Annotated in this window: 11 protein-coding genes; 8 read left to right on the top strand and 3 right to left on the bottom strand. The window is 67.9% G+C overall.

What is annotated here, in order from left to right:
- Positions 1 to 136: 136 nt before the first annotated feature.
- Positions 137 to 2,692 (bottom strand): PE-PPE domain-containing protein, encoded by a 2,556-nt coding sequence (locus H7I57_RS10160; RefSeq protein ID WP_264023336.1) that lies wholly within the window; start codon positions 2,690 to 2,692, stop codon positions 137 to 139.
- A 287-nt stretch (positions 2,693 to 2,979) separates the two neighbouring features.
- Here H7I57_RS10160 and H7I57_RS10155 point away from each other — a divergent pair, with 287 nt between their 5' ends.
- The 4 genes from H7I57_RS10155 (at position 2,980) to H7I57_RS10140 (ending at position 7,568) form a co-directional block, all read left to right on the top strand.
- Entirely contained in the window at positions 2,980 to 3,366 is a 387-nt protein-coding gene (locus tag H7I57_RS10155; RefSeq protein ID WP_264023334.1) for a hypothetical protein, read from the top strand.
- Positions 3,367 to 3,556: 190 nt separating this feature from the next.
- Positions 3,557 to 6,133 (top strand): bifunctional acetaldehyde-CoA/alcohol dehydrogenase, encoded by a 2,577-nt coding sequence (gene adhE, locus H7I57_RS10150; protein ID WP_264023332.1) that lies wholly within the window; start codon positions 3,557 to 3,559, stop codon positions 6,131 to 6,133.
- A gap of 22 nt (positions 6,134 to 6,155) precedes the next feature.
- A complete protein-coding gene (locus H7I57_RS10145; RefSeq protein WP_264023330.1) occupies positions 6,156 to 6,947 on the top strand; it encodes a lysophospholipid acyltransferase family protein in 792 nt (263 codons plus the stop codon).
- A gap of 291 nt (positions 6,948 to 7,238) precedes the next feature.
- Positions 7,239 to 7,568 (top strand): hypothetical protein, encoded by a 330-nt coding sequence (locus H7I57_RS10140; RefSeq protein WP_264023329.1) that lies wholly within the window; start codon positions 7,239 to 7,241, stop codon positions 7,566 to 7,568.
- Between the two features lie 280 nt (positions 7,569 to 7,848).
- Here H7I57_RS10140 and H7I57_RS10135 read toward each other — a convergent pair whose 3' ends face one another.
- Complete coding sequence (locus H7I57_RS10135; RefSeq protein ID WP_264023328.1) at positions 7,849 to 10,635, bottom strand: Ig-like domain-containing protein; 2,787 nt, start codon at positions 10,633 to 10,635, stop codon at positions 7,849 to 7,851.
- 249 nt (positions 10,636 to 10,884) lie between these two features.
- Between H7I57_RS10135 and secA the strand changes: the two genes are divergently transcribed.
- The 4 genes from secA (at position 10,885) to H7I57_RS10115 (ending at position 17,946) form a co-directional block, all read left to right on the top strand.
- On the top strand, positions 10,885 to 13,476 hold the full coding sequence (gene secA / locus H7I57_RS10130) for a preprotein translocase subunit SecA (protein WP_264023326.1): 2,592 nt from the start codon (positions 10,885 to 10,887) through the stop codon (positions 13,474 to 13,476).
- 104 nt (positions 13,477 to 13,580) lie between these two features.
- Complete coding sequence (locus H7I57_RS10125) at positions 13,581 to 15,248, top strand: dynamin family protein (RefSeq protein WP_264023325.1); 1,668 nt, start codon at positions 13,581 to 13,583, stop codon at positions 15,246 to 15,248.
- Positions 15,245 to 16,825: a GTPase gene (locus tag H7I57_RS10120; protein WP_264023323.1), complete on the top strand. Its 1,581-nt coding sequence runs from the start codon at positions 15,245 to 15,247 to the stop codon at positions 16,823 to 16,825. The genes H7I57_RS10125 and H7I57_RS10120 overlap by 4 nt, the downstream gene beginning before the upstream one ends.
- A 77-nt stretch (positions 16,826 to 16,902) precedes the next feature.
- Entirely contained in the window at positions 16,903 to 17,946 is a 1,044-nt protein-coding gene (locus H7I57_RS10115) for a zinc-dependent alcohol dehydrogenase family protein (RefSeq protein ID WP_264023322.1), read from the top strand.
- A 165-nt stretch (positions 17,947 to 18,111) separates the two neighbouring features.
- Here the strand turns inward: H7I57_RS10115 and H7I57_RS10110 are convergent.
- On the bottom strand, positions 18,112 to 18,632 hold a 521-nt coding region (locus H7I57_RS10110; RefSeq protein WP_264023321.1), incomplete at its 5' end, for a C40 family peptidase.

Here is an 18,632-nt window from a genome sequence, read left to right as displayed (position 1 = left end):
CGAGGGGCCACGGTCCGGGCGGCGCCGTCGCACGCAACGGTAGGCATGAAACGCTCCTGGGGAGGTACCCGCCGCCGACGTTCCTCCGACATGATCGGCAGACCCCGCGCCTCGGGTAGCTGACGAACGACGAGGATCATGCTCCGAACTTGAGCACCAACCTTTCCAGCACCCGCTGCCACTTCAGGCTCTGGATCGGTTGGACTGGGACTGGGATGTCATTGGATGGGCGGTCGTATCCGGCTTCGACCTTTGCCCGGACGACGCTTTCGAAGTCGGAAGGCGCGAACCAGTAGCGGGTCAGCATCGGCAGATTGTTCTCGTGGGTCAGCACAAAGGTGGTGTTGCCTTCCTGCCATACGGTGTTCTGCGGGTCGTAGAGGTCAACCTGGCTGTAAAACATGTGCGAGGTGTTCTGGCCTGCCATGGCGTTGGCGACGGCCCATTCACTGGTGGTGTCGGTGGGCCAGTCCGCCCAACCGTCCCACCGGCGGGCGACGTCGATGATCGGCCAGGGAGTGGTTGTCGGTGTCGGCTGGCCGATCACACCGTCACTTTCGCGCAGGCCGATGGCTTTGCCGCTGCCCGAGCGTAGGGGATTGCCGGTCAGTACGAAGGTGAGTCGGGTGGCCAGGTCTGCCCTGACCGGGTCAGAGGCGTACTGGCGGATCCAGCGGGAGGCGACTTGGGCACCCTCCGAGTGGCCCGCGACGATGATGTCGCCGGACGTGGACATCAGCGCGGCGTCGAGGATTTTGACGCCTTCTTTGATCGAGTTCAGACCCCACGTCGGGTAGTCGAGCTTCACGATCGAGTAGGGATCCTGGGCGAAGATGCCGCTGAGTCCTTTACTCATCCTGTCGGGGGTCAGCCGTCCGTAACTCCGGCCACGCAGCGTGAAGACCGTGGCCGCTGCGGGCAGGTTGATGCCCGTGGAGCTGGGCACCACGGCAGCGGTGCCGACGGGCACGAAGATATTCGCCGGACTGATTGTGACAGTGGCGGTTTCGGTATCGGTGCCATGGTGGAGGTCTGAAGCGGTGACGGTGACGGTCTCGGTCTCGACGCCGGGCGAGACGGCTGCGGCGTTGGGGTTGTAGTCGTAACCGTCGGGAGTCGGGGTCAGGGTGCCGTAGGCCGGGTCGTGGACGACGAGGTACGTGGTCGGGTCGTTGTCGGGATCGGTGACGGTGACGATCACGTGGACCGTGCCGGCACCGTCGGGGTCCGAGACGACCATGGTCATGGTCGGTGAGCTGTTGGATGGGTCGATTGCCACAGAGACCGGCACCCTGATCACCCCACCTTGGCCGTCGTCGACGGTGATGGTGAAGGTGTCGGTGAGTTCGTCGGCGGTGGCGTTCTCAGCCGACGCTTCGTGGCGCGCGACGGATGTCGGGGTGTAGACGAAGGCGCCGGTGACGGTGTCGAGTGTGAGGTGCCCCTTGGTCGGGCCGCCCGTCAGGGCGTAGGTCGAGGAGTTGGAGGCCGTGACGTGGAGTGTGCCCGGCACTGCGCCGGTGCCGTGTCGGACGGCGCCCAAAGCGTAGGCGGAGGCCGTCACAGGGGCGATATCCAAGGTGACGGTGGTGGTGGCAGTGTGGCCGCGGTTGCCGATGAGTCCGAAGCTGGCGCGGCTGAGCAGCGCTGCGAGGGCGGGGCTGCGGGCGTCGGTGGCAGTAGTGGTGAATGTGTCGGTGCCACCGGCGGCGTACCTGGTGACCGGCACGGTGTAGGAGAACGTGCCGTCGGGGTGCATGGCAACGGTGCCACCGTTGACAGGAGCTGACGCCGTGAGGGTCAGGGTGTCCGAGTCGAATTGGTTGGCCATGAGGTGGCCGGTGATGATGTTGCCGTGCTGCAAGGTTGTGGTGGGGTCGTAGCTCAAGACCGGCGTGGAATTGGCGAAAGGGTGCCGCACCCATTCGAAAGCGCCCCAGAGCAAAGGGGTTTGGACGGTTTGGGTGGGCGGGCTCTCCGTCGCAGCCAGAGGCGCCAGCACGGTGTTGAGTACCCGCTTGACGACGCCGACAGGGGCGGGTGGCTCTGTCTCTGGAGAGATCGGGGGCGCCGGTTCGGCGGCGGTGGTGGCGGACTGATCTTCCGGCATCACGGGGATCAGCGGCACCGTCTCAGTAAAGGAGTCAGCCGTGGGTCCGGCGGGACTCTCCGCCGCTGTCGATGGCGCGGTGGTCTGTCGCGGTGCGGGGCTGGGTTGCTCCACGGTCTCGCTGGTCGTGTCATCCAGCGGGGTGGGGGCGTCCAGTACCTCGGCGTCCGCAGTCGTGTCCTCGGCGTCGGCCTCGTCCTCGGCGTCCTCGGCGTCGGCGTCCTCGGCGTCTGCGGAGGTCGTACCGGTCGACGGCTCGCTTGTGGAGGTCCGACCGGGGCCGGCCTCGTCGCTGCTGACGTCAGCCGATTCCGCGGTCGAGGATGACGAGGTGGTGGAGTCCGCCTCGGCGGGCGTCGCCGACGCGACACCTGGTGTGCCGGCTATTGCTGCCCCCACGCCGAGTGCCGCCGCCAACACCCCGACCCGGCCGATGTACTCGGCGCGATGCAGGGGGGAGTGCTTCGCCGGGTGATCCCGTGCGGTTGGCGTCCCCGAGGGCACCCAGCGTCGGTCTGCGCGGTCGACCGTGCGGCGCACGAGCGGGTGCGTCGGCGGGTTGGCGCCCGGTACGGAGTACACCAGCACTCCGGGCTCGGCGTGCTCTAGTTGCCAGTTCAATTTCGTCGGAGACGCGTCAGCCGTTGGTCCGGTATCAGTGATCATCGAGCCCCCCTGGGCCGCGCAAACCAGGTGTCCACCGACACCTCGCTGCAAGCACGCCGACCCCCGTCACGGCAATAGTGATTTTAGTCACTTCTGGGGGCGATGGGTAGTGACGATCGAACTCACCGCGATCGAGGGGCCCTACCTGCGCCCCGTCGCCGGAACCTGCAACACCACTGGTTCGGCTTCGGCACAATCCGGCTATGACGAATGGCCGGGGCAGGGCGGTGGCGGGCATCATCGGCGCGGCGGTGCTGGCCGCGTGTCTGCTCGTTCCTGCGATGCGGGCGGGTGTTGAACGGCCCTGGCTCGCCGCGACGATCATGATCGTGCCGGTCACGGCGCTTCTGACCGTCACCGGTTTCCGCCACTACGGGCTTGGGCGTGCGCTCGCGGTCGCGCTCGTGGTGGCGTTGGCGGCCGGTGGCGTCAGCTGGCTCGTCGCGGTCTTCACGTTGGTGAAGGCCTTGAGCGGCGTCGGTGTCGGACTTGTGTGGGCGATTCTTCTCTTCGCCACGCCGATCTTCTCCGTGCTGGCCTTGGGTGCGCTGGCGTTGCGTATCCTGCCGCCGCGGTCCTCGCCCGGCTGAGCCATCGTCGGGTCTCGGGGATCCACACTGTGCGTGAACGGGCCAGCCTGGCACCGCCCGCGGCGTAGCATCAGCCCGTCGAGTGGATTCGCGTAACCCGCAGATTGTGACTTTGCACGGGTCCGCCGAAGCCAAGGGCGGGAACATGACATCGACACGTACCGGCACCGAATCGGTTAGCCATCATCCGATGACCGACCCGAGTCCACCCGATGAGCAGCGGAGCGCTGAAGTCGACGCCATCGTCGAGGCGGCGGCCGACGCAGCCCGGGAGTTCCGCAAGCTCAGCCAGGAGCAGGTCGACAGGATCGTCGAGGCGATGGTGCGCGCCGGACTGCGCGCCGCGGCCGACCTGGCCGCGGTGGCGATCGAGGAAACCGGGTTCGGCGTCTTCGAGGACAAGGTCGTCAAGAACTACGTGGCGACCGAGTTCCTGCACGACTACCTGCGCGGCAAGAAGTCGGTCGGCGTCATCGACGAGGATGTGGAGAACAACATCAGCTATGTCGCCGAGCCGATCGGCGTGGTGCTGGCGATCACCCCGGTGACCAACCCGACGTCGACGGTGCTGTTCAAGGCGATCGTCGCGGCGAAGACCCGCAACGCGGTGCTCTTCCGTCCGTCGCCGTACGCCGTGCGCTGCTGCGAACGCAGCGTCGAGATACTGCGCGAGGCCGCCGAAGCCGCCGGTATGCCGCGCGGGGCGCTGCAGGTCATCCCGGATGCCGCGCACGAGGTCACCCACCACCTGTTCAAGCATCCGAAGGTGGACTTCGTCTGGGTCACCGGCGGCCCGAAGATCGTCGCGCTGGCCAACGCGTCCGGCAAGCCCGGCGTGAGCGTCGGACCCGGAAACGCCCCGATCTACATCCACGAGACCGCGGACGTCAAGGGCGCCGTCGTCGACATTCTGATCTCGAAAACCTTTGACTCCTCGGTGATCTGCCCTGCCGAGCAGACGTGCATCATCGACGACGCGATCTACGACGAGATGGTCGCCGAGTTCGAGCGGATGGGCGCCCGCCTGCTGACCGACGACGAGGCCGCCAAGATCGCCGACTTCGCGTTCGGCTGCGGCGACAAGATCTCGCTGGAGGCCGTGGGGCAGAAGGCATCGGAGTTGGCGGCCCGCGCGGGCTTCACCGTGTCACCGACGGTCAAGATTCTGCTGGCGCCGCTGCCCTCCGACCTCGACGAGTTGGCCGCGCATCCGCTGGTGGCCGAGAAGTTGATGCCGGTGTTGGGTGTGGTGCGGGCGCACAGCGTGCAGCACGGCATCGACGCCGCCGTCCTGGTCACCGAGCACGGCGGGCTGGGGCACACGTCGGCGATCTACGCCGACGACGACGATGTCATCGAGAGGTACGGCCTGGCCGTGCGCACGGGACGCATCCTCGTCAACGCGCCCACCGCGGTCGGCGCCCTCGGCGGCATCTACAACAACCTGACGCCGACGTTCTCGCTGGGCTGCGGAACCTGGGGCGGGTCGAGCACCACCGAGAACGTCAACTACCGCCAACTGCTCAACATCAAGACGGTGGCGCACCGGCGAACCCCGCCGCAGTGGTTCCGGGTTCCGTCGAACACGTACTTCAACGAGGGTGCGCTGGACAACCTGCGCGACCTCGACTGCGAGACGGTCGTGGTGGTCACCGACGCGCTGAGCGAGGAGCGCGGCGTGGTGGACCAGGTGCGCGGCAAGTTGCGTACTCACCACGTGCAGGTGTTCAGCGAGGTCACCCCGGAGCCGGACGAGGCGTTGATCCGCCGCGGCGTTGCGCTGCTGCAGCGCGCCGAGCCCGATGTCGTGATCGCCGTGGGCGGCGGGTCGGTGTTGGACGCCGCCAAGGCGATGCGGTTGTTCTACGAGCATCCCGAGATGAACCTGGACGAGTTGACGATGCCGTTCCTCGATCCCCGCAAGCGGGTGGCCGAGTTCCCGACGGATCGGCACCGAATCCAATTGGTGGCCATCCCAACGACTTCCGGCACCGGCTCGGAGGTATCGCCTGCGGCGGTGCTCACCGTGGGCGGCCGGAAGGAGACGCTGGTCGACTACAGCCTGGTGCCGGACCTCGCGATAGTCGATCCCGTCCTGACGTCGTCGATGCCGCCGACGTTGACCGCAGACACCGGCATCGACGCGTTGACCCACGCGCTGGAGGCGGTGATCTCGATCTTCGCGTCGTCGTACACCGACGCGTTGTGCGCCCAGGCGGTACGACTCATATTCGACGCGCTGCCGCGGGCCTACGAAGATCCCGGCGACCTGTCTGCTCGTACCGACATGTCGAACGCCGCGACGCTGGCGGGGCTGGCGTTCTCGAACGCGTTCGTCGGCACCAACCATGCGCTGGCCCATGCCGTCGGGGCGAGGTTCGGCATCGCGCACGGTCGGGCCAACGGGATCTTCCTGCCCCATGTGATGCGGTACAACTCGAGCCTGCCCAGCAAGTTCATGCCGGCGCCGGGATATTCGGCGTACGTGGTTCCCGAGAAGTACGCGCAATTGGGACAATTGGTCTTCGGTGGGCATGAACCCGAGGACAGCCGGGAGCGGTTGTTCCGTGCGGTCGAGGAGCTCCTCGACCGGCTCGACATGCCGCGCTCGCTCAAGGAGTACGGCGTGCCAGAGGACGAGTTCCTCGCCGCGCTACCCGAACTCGCGATGACCGCGTTCGAGGACCTCAGCAACCGCACCAACCCCCGCATGCCGCTGGTGGACGAGATCGCGGCCCTGCTGCGGGTGGGCTACTACGGCGCTTGACGTGGCCGTCGAGGAGCATTCGGTGACCGCGAAGTGGGACCCGTGTCTCACCCGGCGCGTGGTGGACCTGAGCCGCCTGGTCGTGAAGACCTATTTCCGCTCTCAGGTAACGGGTTTGGAGAACATCCCGTCCGGCCCGTCGCTGGTGGTGTCGAACCATTCCGGTGGATTGGTCACCTTCGATCTCTCGGTGATCGCGGTCGACTACTACAAAACGTTCGGATACGGCCGGCCGCTCTACGTGCTCGCGCACGACAACTTCTTCCGCGGGCCGGTGGCCGACTTCTTCGAGCACACCGGCGTCATCCGCGCGACCCCTGAGCATGCTGCGGAGGCGCTCGCGACCGGAAGCCCGGTGTTGGTCTTTCCCGGCGGCGACTACGACGTCTACCGGCCGACCCGGCAGGAGAACGTCATCGACTTCGGCGGACGTACCGGCTACGTGACTACCGCGATCGAGGCCGGTGTACCCATCGTTCCCGCGGTCTCGATCGGCGGTCAGGAGAACCAGTTCTACCTCACCAGGGGCACGTGGCTGGCGCGTGCGCTGCGGTTGACGGCGTTGGAGCGCAAGCTCTTTCGGACGAACATCTTGCCGGTGACGATCGGCTTCCCGTTCGGCCTCAGCGTGGTGTTGCCGGTCAACATGCCGCTTCCGACGAAGATCGTCACGCGGGTGTTGCCGCCGATCGACATCGTTGCCGAGTTCGGTGACGAGCCGGACGTGAGCAGAGTCGATGCGCATGTGCGCGCGGTGATGCAGCACGGCCTGGCCGAACTGGCGCGTAAGCGGCGGCTGCCTGTCATTGGGTGACGGCGCTCGGTTGTTGACCGCACAACCGTCGCACGGCGGCCCAACCGGCTGCTCGGCAGTCCGGACCGGTTCGGGCAACGGCCCGCCGAGCTGGAGCAGAGCATCAACTTCGTCGGCTGTCACGATGGCTTCACCCTCAACGACCTCGTCAGCTACGAACGAAAGCGCAATGAGGAAAGCATCACTCAGGCATCCGACGTTTCGTCGAGACGCTGATCGACGTGCGGCTGGAATTGGACCTGACACAGGTGATGCACGGGGCTGCCGCTCCGGGGGTTCCTGACCCGATCGTTGGTGAAGTTCCAGGGTCATCGGCTGCATCAGCCCGACTGGTCGGAAAGCTCGCACATGCTCGCGCTGACGGTGCGCAGCGTGATCGGCACGCGGATGGTGCATGCGATGCTCGACAGCTCTGAGGAGTCCGTTGATTTCGAGCTACCCGCGGTCGCCGCGCCAGAGCAGCCGTGGCGCCGGTTGCCGACAACCGCGCTCGATCCGCGCGGCGATGTCGCGGATCTGGCTGGAGCACACCCGATCTCAGACTCGACGTGTCCGGTCGGCGCACAGTCCGTCGTGTTGTTGTGCGCGGACTTAATCGGCTATTTGTCGATGGTTTGCTGAGTTGACGCCGATGCCCCAGGGGGTAATAGGGTCATACGTCCCACAGCAGTGTGCCTTTTGTAGGTCGAGATCACAGTTGATTCGGGTGGCCGCATGTGAGCACCTTCGGGAGATTGGCCGTGACGAGGGCAACGCGTCGTATTGTCAAGCGGCTCAGACGGATTGACGATCACCTCGACAGCCCGGCCGACGGTTTGGAGAGGCTAACCGATGCCGAGCTTCGGGCCGCAGCCGACAAGCTGAAAGATGTGTCGGTTCCCGGTGGCGACGTGGCGTCACGCTATGCGTCCACCGTGGCGATATTGGCTTGAGCGGCCTCCCACGCGGGGCTGAATATGCCATCAGGGCGGCGGTAGCCCGCCTCGATCAGCGGGCGGTACTTGGCGTCCAACTCGGCCATCTTCTCGTCGCTGACCCAGGGGTCGAGCCACTCGAGCATCGGCAGCACCTCGGAGCGGAAATACAGCACTGTCGCCCCGGTGACCGGGTCGACGTGAACCGCGTCGGGAGCGGTGAGATCCAGGCCGTTGTACCCATAGGTGTGGGTGGCCATCCGGGCGTTCCTGCGGGTCCAGTAGTTGGGGCTCACCGCCGCGTCGGCCACCGGGTCGTACTGGACCACGACCATGGTCACGTTGGACAGATCGCCGGTCGTCGGCAGGCCCTCGGTGTTCTGATAGCCGTTGCCGTCATTGGGGTTACCCGGGGTCTCCGGCGCGCCCAGCATGATGATGCGGATTCCGCGCAGGCTCTCGGGATCGGTGCGCAGACGGCCCACGACCGCGTGCGTCGACAGCGAGTAGGTCACCAGGACGGGCGTCTCGCCCGGACCGAGCGAGACACCCTTGACGCTCTCCAGCCACTCCCCTTGGGCACGGTAGGCGCTGTTGATGCCCGACTGCGAGGGGAAGGTGTTGAATCCCAGCTCCCGTCCAGCCAACGTGCCGCCCCAGGGGGCGGTGATTGTCTCGTACTTGGGATGAGCCCCGAAGGTGCCCGCCATGGTGACAGTGACAGCACCGGTCGGCGCGGCCGTCGCGGTTAGTCCGGCAGTGCTGTCGGCGATGGTGCGGGTGACTTCGCCGTTGGCGGGACTGATTGTGACGGTGGCGGTTTCGGTGTCGGTGCCGTGGTGGGCGTCGCTGGCTTGGAGCTGGAAGGTTTCGGTGACGATGCCAGGAGTGGCTGCTGCGGCCAGGCGGGCTTCGGCGGTCGGGGTGTAGTCGTAGCCGCCGGGAGTCGGGGTCAGGGTTCCGTAGGCCGGGTCGTGGATGACGAGGTAGGTGACCGGATCGGTGTCGGGGTCGGTCACAGTGATGGTGATGTGGACGGTGCCCAGGCTGTCGGGGTCGGAGGCGACCAGGGTCATGCTCGGTGGGGTGTTGAGCGGGTCGATGGTCACGGTGACCGGCACGGTGAGCACGCCGCCGCGGCTGTCGTCGACGGTGACGGCGAAGGTGTCGGCGAGTTGGTCGGGGGTGGCGCTCTCGGCGGAGGCTTCGTGGCGGGCGGTGGGTGTGGGGGTGTAGGTGAACGCTCCGGTGACGGCGTCGAGGGTCACGTTGCCGTCGACGGGCCCGCCGGTGACGGTGTAGGTCAGGGAGTCGAGGTCGAGATCGGGGTCGGTGACGTGGACTTCGCCGGGCACGGCACCGGTGCTCGGTTGGGTGGTGCCCAGTGTGTAGGCGGGGGTGGCCGGGATGGGAGCAGTCGCCGCAGCGATATCAAGGGTGAGCGTGGTGGCGGCGGTGTGCCCGGGGCTTCCGACGAGTCCGAAGGTGATGTTGTTGAGCAGGCCTCGCAGGCCGTGGATATGGCCGCTGCTGTTGAGGTCGGTGGCGGTGATCGTGAAGGTGTCGGTGCCGCCGGTGGTGTACAGGGTAGTGGGCACGGTGTAGGTGAAGGTGCCGTCGGGGTTGACGACGACGGTGCCGCCGTTGATGGGGGTCGAGGCGCTCAGGGTGACGGTGTCGCCGTCACGGTCGATGACGGTGACCTTGCCGGTGATGGTGTTGTCCACCTGCGAGGTGGTGGTGGGGTCGTAACTCAGTTTGGGGGTGGAGTTGAAGAAGGCGCGGCGCACCCACGCGAAAACGCCCCACTGCAAGGGAGTTTGGGCGGCCTGGGCGGCGGGACTGGCCGGCGCGGTCAACGGCGCCAGCACGGTGTCGAGTACCCGGTTCACGGTGCTCACCGAGGCGGGTGTTTCCGGCTCTGCGGCGGTTGGGGCAACCTCTGAGACGGCTGCGGTGGTGGCGGCATCCGCCGCCTCCGGCAGTGAGGCGGTCGTGGTGTCGGCGCCGGAGGTGCTGAAATGCTCCTCCAGCGGCGCAGGAACCTCCATCACCGGCGTGGAGGAGATGGACGCTGTCGATTCGGCGGATTCGCCCGTCGCTGTCGACGGCGGGCTGTCGTGTCGCGGCTCGGTGCTGGGCGGTGTCACGGTCTGGCCGGGTGCCTCAACGGCGGGGGCCGCGGTCGGCTCACCGTTACCGGTAGGGGTTGTCGGTGAGGGGGCCGCGTCTGCCGGGGCGTCCGGTGTCACGGCGGGGTCGGTCGTGGACTCAACCCCGGGGGCGGTCTCCCCGGTCGACGTCTCCGTGCCGGAGCCGGCAGATTCCGTCGTCTCTGCCACCGACGGGGAGGTGGTCTCAGCTTCCGAGGTGGTCTCCGGGGTCTCGGCGTCGTCCGAGCTGCACTCGGACGCCGTCTCGGAGGCGTCCTCGGCTGACTCCGTCGAGGATGTCGAGGTCGTGGTGTCCGGTTCGGTGGGCTCGGCCCACGCGATGCCCGGTGTGCCGGCCACCGCGGCCCCCACACCCAGCGCCGCGGCCAACACCCCGACCCGGCCGATGTACTCGGCGTAATGCAGGGCCGAGTGCTTCACGAGCTCATCGTGTTCGGCCGGGGTGCCCTCCGGCACCCAACCCCTGCCGGCGCCGCGCACCAGCGGAGCCGGGTTGACCCCCGGTACCGAATACACCCACGCACCGGGCTCGGCGTGCACCAATTGCCAGGTCAGTTTCTGCGACGGGGTTACAGTTGACGGCTTGGCAACGGTGGCCACTATTCTTCCCCTAGTTATGCAGATCGGCTATCAATCGATGATTTGCTGAGTCAACCCGGACCTACCGCTTGCCGGTAGGGACCTAGGTCCCTGCAACGCGTGCCTTTGGTGGTCGCGATGAACCCCCCAATGCCATTCGGCAGGGCCTCCACCCCTGGCACAGTGGTGGAGTGAGCACGCGGGCCGACGGCAGGTGCGGTGGCCGCGTGCCGTCGCGCCGGGACCTTGTCCGGACTGAGGACATCCCTAGTGCTGGCTGATGTTCTCCGACTCGGAGAAGGCCGGACTGTCAAACAGCTCAGCGGGATTGCCGACTACATCGACGGTCTGTCGGACGGAATCGAGAAGCTGACCGATGCCGAACTGCGGGCCACAACCGACGAGTTCAAGAAGCGGATCGCCGACGGGGCACATCTCGACGACCTGCTGCCCGAGGGTTTCGCGGTGGCGCGTGAAGCCGCCTGGCGGGTGCTCGGCTTGCGCCCGTACCCCGTGCAGGTGATGGGCGGTGCCGCTCTGCACCTCGGCAACATCGCCGAGATGATGACCGGTGAAGGGAAAACGCTGGCATCAGTGATGCCGGCCTACCTCAACGCGCTCGGCGGCAAAGGCATACACATCGTCACCGTCAACGACTATCTGGCTAAGCGTGACGCGGAACAGATGGGGCGGGTGCACCGCTCCCTGGGCTTGGACGTCGGAGTGGTCCTGTCAGACATGAAGCCCGACGAGAGGCGCGCCGCCTACGCCGCAGACATCACCTACGGCACCAACACCGAGTTCGGGTTCGATTACCTGCGCGACAACATGGCCCACCGGCGGGACGATCGCGTCCAGCGGGGACACCACTACGCCATCGTCGACGAGGTCGACTCCATCCTCATCGACGAGGCGCGCACGCCGCTGATCATCTCCGGCCCCGCCGACGACGCGTCGCAGTGGTACGGCGAGTTCGCGCGCCTTACCGCGCTCATGACGAAGGACACGCACTACGAGGTCGACATTCGCAAGCACACCATCGGTGTCCGCGAGGAAGGTGTCGCCCTGGTCGAGGATCAACTCGGCATCGACAATCTGTACGAGGTCGCGCACGCATGGCTGGTCGGTCACCTGAATAACGCGGTGCGCGCCAAGGAACTGTTCCACTGCGACAAGGACTACATCGTCACCGACGACGAAGAGGTGCTGATCGTCGACGAGTTCACCGGCCGCGTGCTGATGGGCCGCCGCTACAACGAGGGCCTGCACCAGGCCATCGAGGCGAAAGAGGGCGTCGAGATCAAGCCGGAGAATCAGACATTGGCCACGATCACGTTGCAGAACTACTTCCGGATCTACGACAAGCTCGCCGGCATGACCGGTACCGCGCAGACCGAGGCATCGGAGTTTCGCGACATCTATCGGCTGGGCGTCATCACCATCCCCCCGAACGCGCCCATGGTGCGTCGCGACAAGGCGGATGTGGTGTACAAGACTGAACTGGCCAAGTTCAACGCGGTGGTCGACGACGTCGTCGGCAGGTACGCGACGGGGCAGCCGGTGCTGATCGGCACCACCAGCGTGGACAAGTCCGAATACCTGTCATGCCAACTCACCGAACGGCGAATCCCGCACACCGTGCTCAACGCCAAGCACCTCGAGCAGGAGGCGGCCATCGTCGCCGAGGGGGGTCGGCGCGGCGCGGTCACCGTCGCCACCGACATGGCCGGCCGCGGAACCGACATCATGCTCGGCGGCAACGTCGACTTCCTCACCGACAAGCGGCTTCGGGCCGGGGGCCTGGACCCGGTACAGACACCCGATGAGTACGAGACCGCCTGGCGCGCGGAACGTCCCAAGGTCAAGGCCGAATCTGCCGCGGAGGCAAAGGAAGTCACGGCACTGGGCGGACTCTACGTACTGGGTACCGAGCGACACGAGTCCCGCCGCATCGACAACCAATTGCGTGGCCGGTCGGGCCGGCAGGGCGACCCGGGGGAGACGAGGTTCTACCTCTCGCTGGGTGACGAGTTGATGCGACGGTTCAGCACCGTGAATCTCGAAAAGCTGATGACGCGGTTGAAGATGCCCGACGACGAGCCGATCAAGGCGAACGTCGTCACTCGAGCGATCATGAGCGCCCAGACGCAGGTCGAGCAGCAGAACTTCGAAACACGCAAGAACGTCGTCAAATACGACGAGGTGATGGATCAGCAGCGCAAGGTTGTCTACGCGGCACGCTCACGCATTCTCGAGGGCGAGAATCTGCAGCGCCAGGTTCGCGACATGCTGCTCGAAGTCGTCACCGCCTACGTCCGGGAGGCCACGGCCGAGCGCCGTGCCGTCCATTGGGATCTCGATGCACTGTGGGCAGCTCTGAGGGCGTTGTATCCGATTGCGCTGGAACGTCATTCGCCGGCTCCCGGCGGCCGGTGGACCCGGAAGTCTTTGCTCCACGCGGTGATCGAGGATTCTCAGCGTGCGCTGGCTCGACGCGAAGCCGAGATCGAGGAGCGGGTCGGCGCGGGGGCGATGCGTCGGCTCGAGCGCGACATTCTGCTCGACTCCATCGACGGCAAGTGGCGCGAGCACCTCTACGAGATGGACTACCTCAAAGAGGGCATCGGGCTGCGTGCGATGGCTCAACGCGACCCCGTCGTCGAATACCACAGCGAGGGCTACGACATGTTTGTGCGCATGCTCGAGGCGGTGAAGGAACACTGCATCCGGTCGCTGTTCCACGCCACCATCACAGACGCTCCGCCGCAGAGCACACCGGCGACGGCGCCTGTGCGCGTGGCCGAGTTCGCCGCGGTTCACGGTGCGGACGGTGCGGGACGCCATGAGCGGGTAGGGACCTGATTGCCACGCCGTGGGTATAGAGAACACCATGAGGCGTCTTTTCCGGTCGTGGTTGCCGTGGCAAACCAGCCCGCCTGCACGACCACCTAGGGCAGGCTGAAGTGATGACGGAAGCCACCGACCTCGTCGATGCGGTGGCAGCTCTGAGCGACGTGCTGGCGCGGACGGCCTTTCCGCTGCCTGCTTCGTCGGCGTGGTCGGCCGAGCGTGATCGCCGGGAGTTGACCGGACAGCTGGCCGACTACCTGATCCCCCGGTTGCGCAGTATCGACGCGCCGCTGCTGGCGGTGGTCGGCGGGTCGACGGGCGCGGGGAAGTCGACGCTGATCAACTCGCTGGTCGGCGCCGATGTCAGCCCGGCCGGTGTCCTGCGGCCGACCACCCGGGGCCCGGTGATCGTGTGTCATCCGTCGGACGTGCCCTGGTTCGTCGATGACCGGATCCTGCCGCAGTTGCCGCGATCGTCCGGGCCCGACGGCCTGCGCATCGCGCCGAATCCGGGGATGGAGCCGGGTCTCGCGCTGCTCGACGCGCCGGACATCGACAGTGTGGTGAGCACCAACCGGGAGCTCGCGGCCACGCTGCTGGCCGCCGCCGACCTGTGGATCTTCCTGACGACCGCGGCCCGGTACGCCGACGCGGTGCCGTGGCAGCTGCTGCACACCGCGCGGGACCGCGGCACGGCGATCGCCATCGTGCTCGACCGCTGCCCGCCCGAGGCGGTCAAGGAGGTCGGTGCGCACCTGTCGGGCATGCTCGCGGCGAACGGGCTGGGCGGTGCGCCGCTGTTCGTCGTGGTCGAGCAGTCGCTGCGCAGCGGACGGTTGCGGGAGAAGGCCGTCGCGCCCATCCGCTCGTGGCTGGCGGGCCTGACCGCCGACGCGGAGCAGCGGGCGGCGGTGGTGCGCTACACGTTGGACGGAGCGCTGCGCAGCCTGCCGCCTCGGACGTACGCGCTGGCAGACGCGGCTGACGAGCAGTCCGCGGTGCGTGCACAGCTGGAATCCTGTGTGTCCTCGGCTTACGGCGACGCGCTGGATCGGGTCGATGAGGCGATCCGCGACGGCGCGTTGTTGCGCGGCGAGGTGCTGGCCCGCTGGCAGGACGTGGTCGGGACGGGGGAGTTCCTGCGCAGGATGGAGTCGCGGGTCGGCCGGATCCGCGACCGCGTGGTGGCCGCGGTGAGCGGACGGCCCACCCCGGTGGAGGAGCTCGGGTCGGCATTGGAGACCGGCATCGCGACGGTCGTGCAGGCCGCGGTGGAGGAGGCCGCGGAGACGGCGTACGGCTGCTGGGCGCGGCACCAGGCCGGCGCACCCCTGTTGCGCGACGAGCTGGCCCGTCCCGCCGCCGGTCTGACCGAGACCGTCGAGCGGCTGGTCCGCGACTGGCAGGAGTTCGTGCTCGAGTTGGTCCGCACCGAGGGCGCCTCGAAGCGGTCGGGGGCGCGGCTGGCGTCCTACGGCGTCAACGGCGCCGGGCTGGTGGTGATGCTGGCGGTGTTCAGCCAGACGGCCGGCCTGACCGGGGCCGAGATCGCGGTGGCGGGAGGCACGTCGGTGGCAAGCCAGAAGGTGCTCGAGGCGATCTTCGGCGAGCAGGCGGTCCGCGGTCTGGCCCGGCAGGCGCGCGAGGATCTGCTGTCCCGGGTGGGCGCGTTACTGTCCCAGGACGGTGACCGGTACCGCGACGTGCTCGGCTCGGCGTCGTCGATGGTGTCCGGTGACGAGTTGCGGGCGGTCGCCAATCACGTTGCGGCGGTGCTGCGGTGACGCTCGCGGCACGGCTGGAGGCATTGTCGTCGGTGGCCGAGCTCGGGGCCGGCAGGCTGCCCGACGAGGTGCTCGCCGACCTGCGCGCGCTCGACGAGCGGGCCGGCACTCGGCTGCGGCTTTCCGGGGAGTACACCGTGGTGGCGCTGGCCGGCGCGACCGGCAGCGGAAAGTCCTCATTGTTCAACGCCGTGGTCGGGGCGCCGCTCGCCACGGTCGGCATCCGGCGGCCGACGACGTCGGCGACCCAGGCCGTGGTGTTCGGGCCCTCCGGCGCGTCCGAGCTGCTGGACTGGTTGCAGATCGGGGCCCGGCAGTACCGGGAGGCGTCGGACGCCCCCGAACTGTCCGGGCTGGTCCTGCTCGACCTGCCCGACCACGACTCCACCGAGCTGTCCCATCGGGCCGAGGTGGATCGGCTGGTCCGTCTCGTCGACGCCTTCGTCTGGGTGCTCGACCCGCAGAAGTACGCGGACGCGGTGCTGCACGACGCGTATCTGCGGCCGCTGGCCGCGCACCGCGAGGTGATGGTGGTGACCCTCAACCAGTCGGACCGGCTGTTCGCTGACGACCTGGATTCCTGCCTGCGGGACCTGCAGCGACTGTTGGCCGAGGACGGCCTGGCCGGCGTGCCGGTGCTGGCCACCTCGGCGGTGACGCCGGACGGGGCTGCGCCACTGCATGCGTTCCTGGCCTCGACGGTGGCCGACCACCGGGCGCGCACGGCGCGGGTCAGCGCGGACCTGGACTCGGTGGCCGCGCGGCTGACGCCGCTGGTCCCGCAGCGACGGTCCGAACCTGCGCTGCGGGACGCCGAGCGACGGCTGCAGAGCGCCATCGCCGGGGCCGCAGGTGTCCCGGCGGTGGTAACCGCCGTGGGCCGGGCCTACGAGCGGCGGGGACTGGCAGCCGTCGGCTGGCCGCCGCTGCGGTGGATTCCCAAGCTCCGGCAGGATTCGTTGCGGCGCTTGGGGTTGGGTCAGTCCGACGCGCAGGATGTCGTGCTGCGCCGGACCTCGTTGCCGTCCGCCTCGGCGGCGTCGCGCGCGGGGGTGGACAGCGCGGTCCGGTCGCTCGCCGACACCGCGTCGAGCGGGCTGCCCGCACCGTGGCCCCGAATGCTGTTGGAGGCGGCGAAATCACGGGCCCCGGCGGTGCCCGATGCCCTGGACCGCGCCGTCGGTGGGGCACACCTCGGGATGGACCGGTCACCGCGGTGGTGGCGCGCGGTCGAGGCGGTCCAGTGGCTGCTGCTGGCCACCGCCGTCGTGGGCGGGGTGTGGCTGGCGGTCCTTGCGGTGCTCGCATACCTGCAGATCGATCTCGATGCGCCGTCGCTCGGCCCGTTCGCCTTGCCGACCGTGCTGCTCGTCGGGGGACTCGTCCTCGGTCTGCTGCTGCGGGTGGTTATCAGGCCTTTCGTGGCGCTGGGCGCTGCCCGGCGGCGACGGCGGGCGGCGGCCGAACTGCGACAGCGGGTCGACGCGGTGGGGGAGGAATTCGTCCTGACGCCGCTGCGGGCGGAGCTGGCCGTGTACGGGCAGCTGTCCGCGGCTGTCCACGCGCTCGGGCGCTGATGGGGTTGTTTGCGCCGCGGCCGCACCGTCAACGCACGACCCATCGCGACGTTCAACCGTCAACTGAAGGAGACATGATGAAGGCATTGGTCTACCACGGACCCGGGCAGCGGGCGTGGACCGACGTGCCCGACGTGGCAATAGCGTCGCCCACCGATGCAATCGTGCGGGTGGACACCGTGACGATCTGCGGAACGGATCTGCACATCCTCAAGGGTGACGTGCCCGAGGTGACGCCGGGACGCATCCTGGGTCACGAGGCCGTCGGCACGGTGGTCGAGGTGGGCGAAGCGGTGCAGCGGGTCGCCGTCGGCGACCGGGTGCTGGTGTCGTGCGTCACTGCGTGCGGTAGCTGCCGATACTGCCGCGACGCCAGCTACGGGCAGTGCCTCAACGGCGGCGGATGGATTCTGGGCCACCTGATCGACGGGACGCAGGCCGAATTCGTGCGGGTGCCCTACGCCGACAACTCGACCCACAAGGTCCCCGACGGTGTCAGCGACGAGCAGATGATCGTGCTGGCCGACATCCTGCCGACCTCTTACGAGGTGGGTGTGCTCAATGGGCAGGTGCGTCCGGGCGACGTGGTGGCGATCGTCGGAGCCGGCCCGATCGGGCTGGCCGCGATCCTGACCGCGAAGTTGTACAGCCCCAGCCACATCGTGGCGATCGACATGGCCGACTCCCGACTGGAGGCCGCCCGCAAATTCGGCGCCGACGTTGTGGTCAACAACGGCCGCGACGATCCGCAGGCCGTGATCGCCGAGCTCACCGGCGGCCTGGGAGCTGACGTGACGATGGAGGCCGTCGGCGTGCCGGACACCTTCGAGTTGGCCGTGCGCCTGGTGCGCGCCGGCGGCCATGTCGCCAACATCGGCGTCCACGGGGCGCCGGCGACGTTGCATCTGGAGGACATCTGGATCAAGAACCTGACCATCACCACCGGGCTGGTCGACACCTACTCGACACCCACTTTGATCGGGCTGGTCGCCAGCCACCGCCTCGACACCTCGCCGATGGTCACCCACCGGTTCCGGCTCGACGAGTTCGAAACCGCCTACGACGTGTTCGCCAACGCTGCCGAAACGGGTGCGCTGAAAGTGCTGCTCACCGCGTCCTGACTTCAGGCGAGCGCGGGCTCGCGCCGTCGGCGGATCAACAGCACCGCGGCCGCGGCGACGAAGACCACCAGGCAAGCGATCACCGTCTGACTTACGCCGGAATTGCATTCCAGCAGGCCCGTTCTCGCACTTTCGCTGCTGGAATGCAATTCCGGCGCAAGATCGTCACGCGGTCGGTCTCCAGAACCCCTGGAAGCCCTGATCCAGGTTCGACGTGCGGATCGGGGACAACTTCACGGGGTCGCCCGCCTCGATCATCGTGCCGTTGCCCACGATCATCGCCACGTGACCGTCCCACACCGCGAGGTCGCCGGGCCGCAACGCGCCCTGCTCGATGGCTCCTCCGATGTCCTGCTCCTGAGCCAGCCGCGGAATGTTCAGTCCCGCTTCGCGATACGCCCACTGCGTCAGGCCGCTGCAGTCCAGTCCGACACCCGGGGTGGTGCCACCCCACTGGTAGGGCACACCGAGCTGGGTGAGCGCATGCCGCACCGCACTGGCGGCCACCGCGTTGGGCGCCATCACCACGCTGCCGTCGGGCAGCCGCACCGCCACGCCGTCGCCGAACGTCCCCGCGTCCACCGACTCAGTCCCGTCCGGGCGGGTAAAGGCGGCCATGTCCGCCAAGCCCCCGCCGGACCCGCCGCCGGTGCCGCCCAAGCCCGCGGGCGCCGCGCCGCCGAACC

The sequence above is a fragment of the Mycolicibacterium pyrenivorans genome (assembly GCF_025821625.1).
Classification (GTDB): domain Bacteria; phylum Actinomycetota; class Actinomycetes; order Mycobacteriales; family Mycobacteriaceae; genus Mycobacterium; species Mycobacterium pyrenivorans.
This window is presented reverse-complemented; position numbering and strand designations above follow the sequence as displayed.

What these genes read in the sequence shown, in the direction of transcription:
- H7I57_RS10125 (WP_264023325.1), top strand. Translation starts at nt 13,581, where the DNA reads ATGACGGAAGCCACCGACCTCGTCGATGCGGTGGCAGCTCTGAGCGAC.
- adhE (WP_264023332.1), top strand. Translation starts at nt 3,557, where the DNA reads ATGACCGACCCGAGTCCACCCGATGAGCAGCGGAGCGCTGAAGTCGAC.
- H7I57_RS10155 (WP_264023334.1), top strand. Translation starts at nt 2,980, where the DNA reads ATGACGAATGGCCGGGGCAGGGCGGTGGCGGGCATCATCGGCGCGGCG.
- H7I57_RS10115 (WP_264023322.1), top strand. Translation starts at nt 16,903, where the DNA reads ATGAAGGCATTGGTCTACCACGGACCCGGGCAGCGGGCGTGGACCGAC.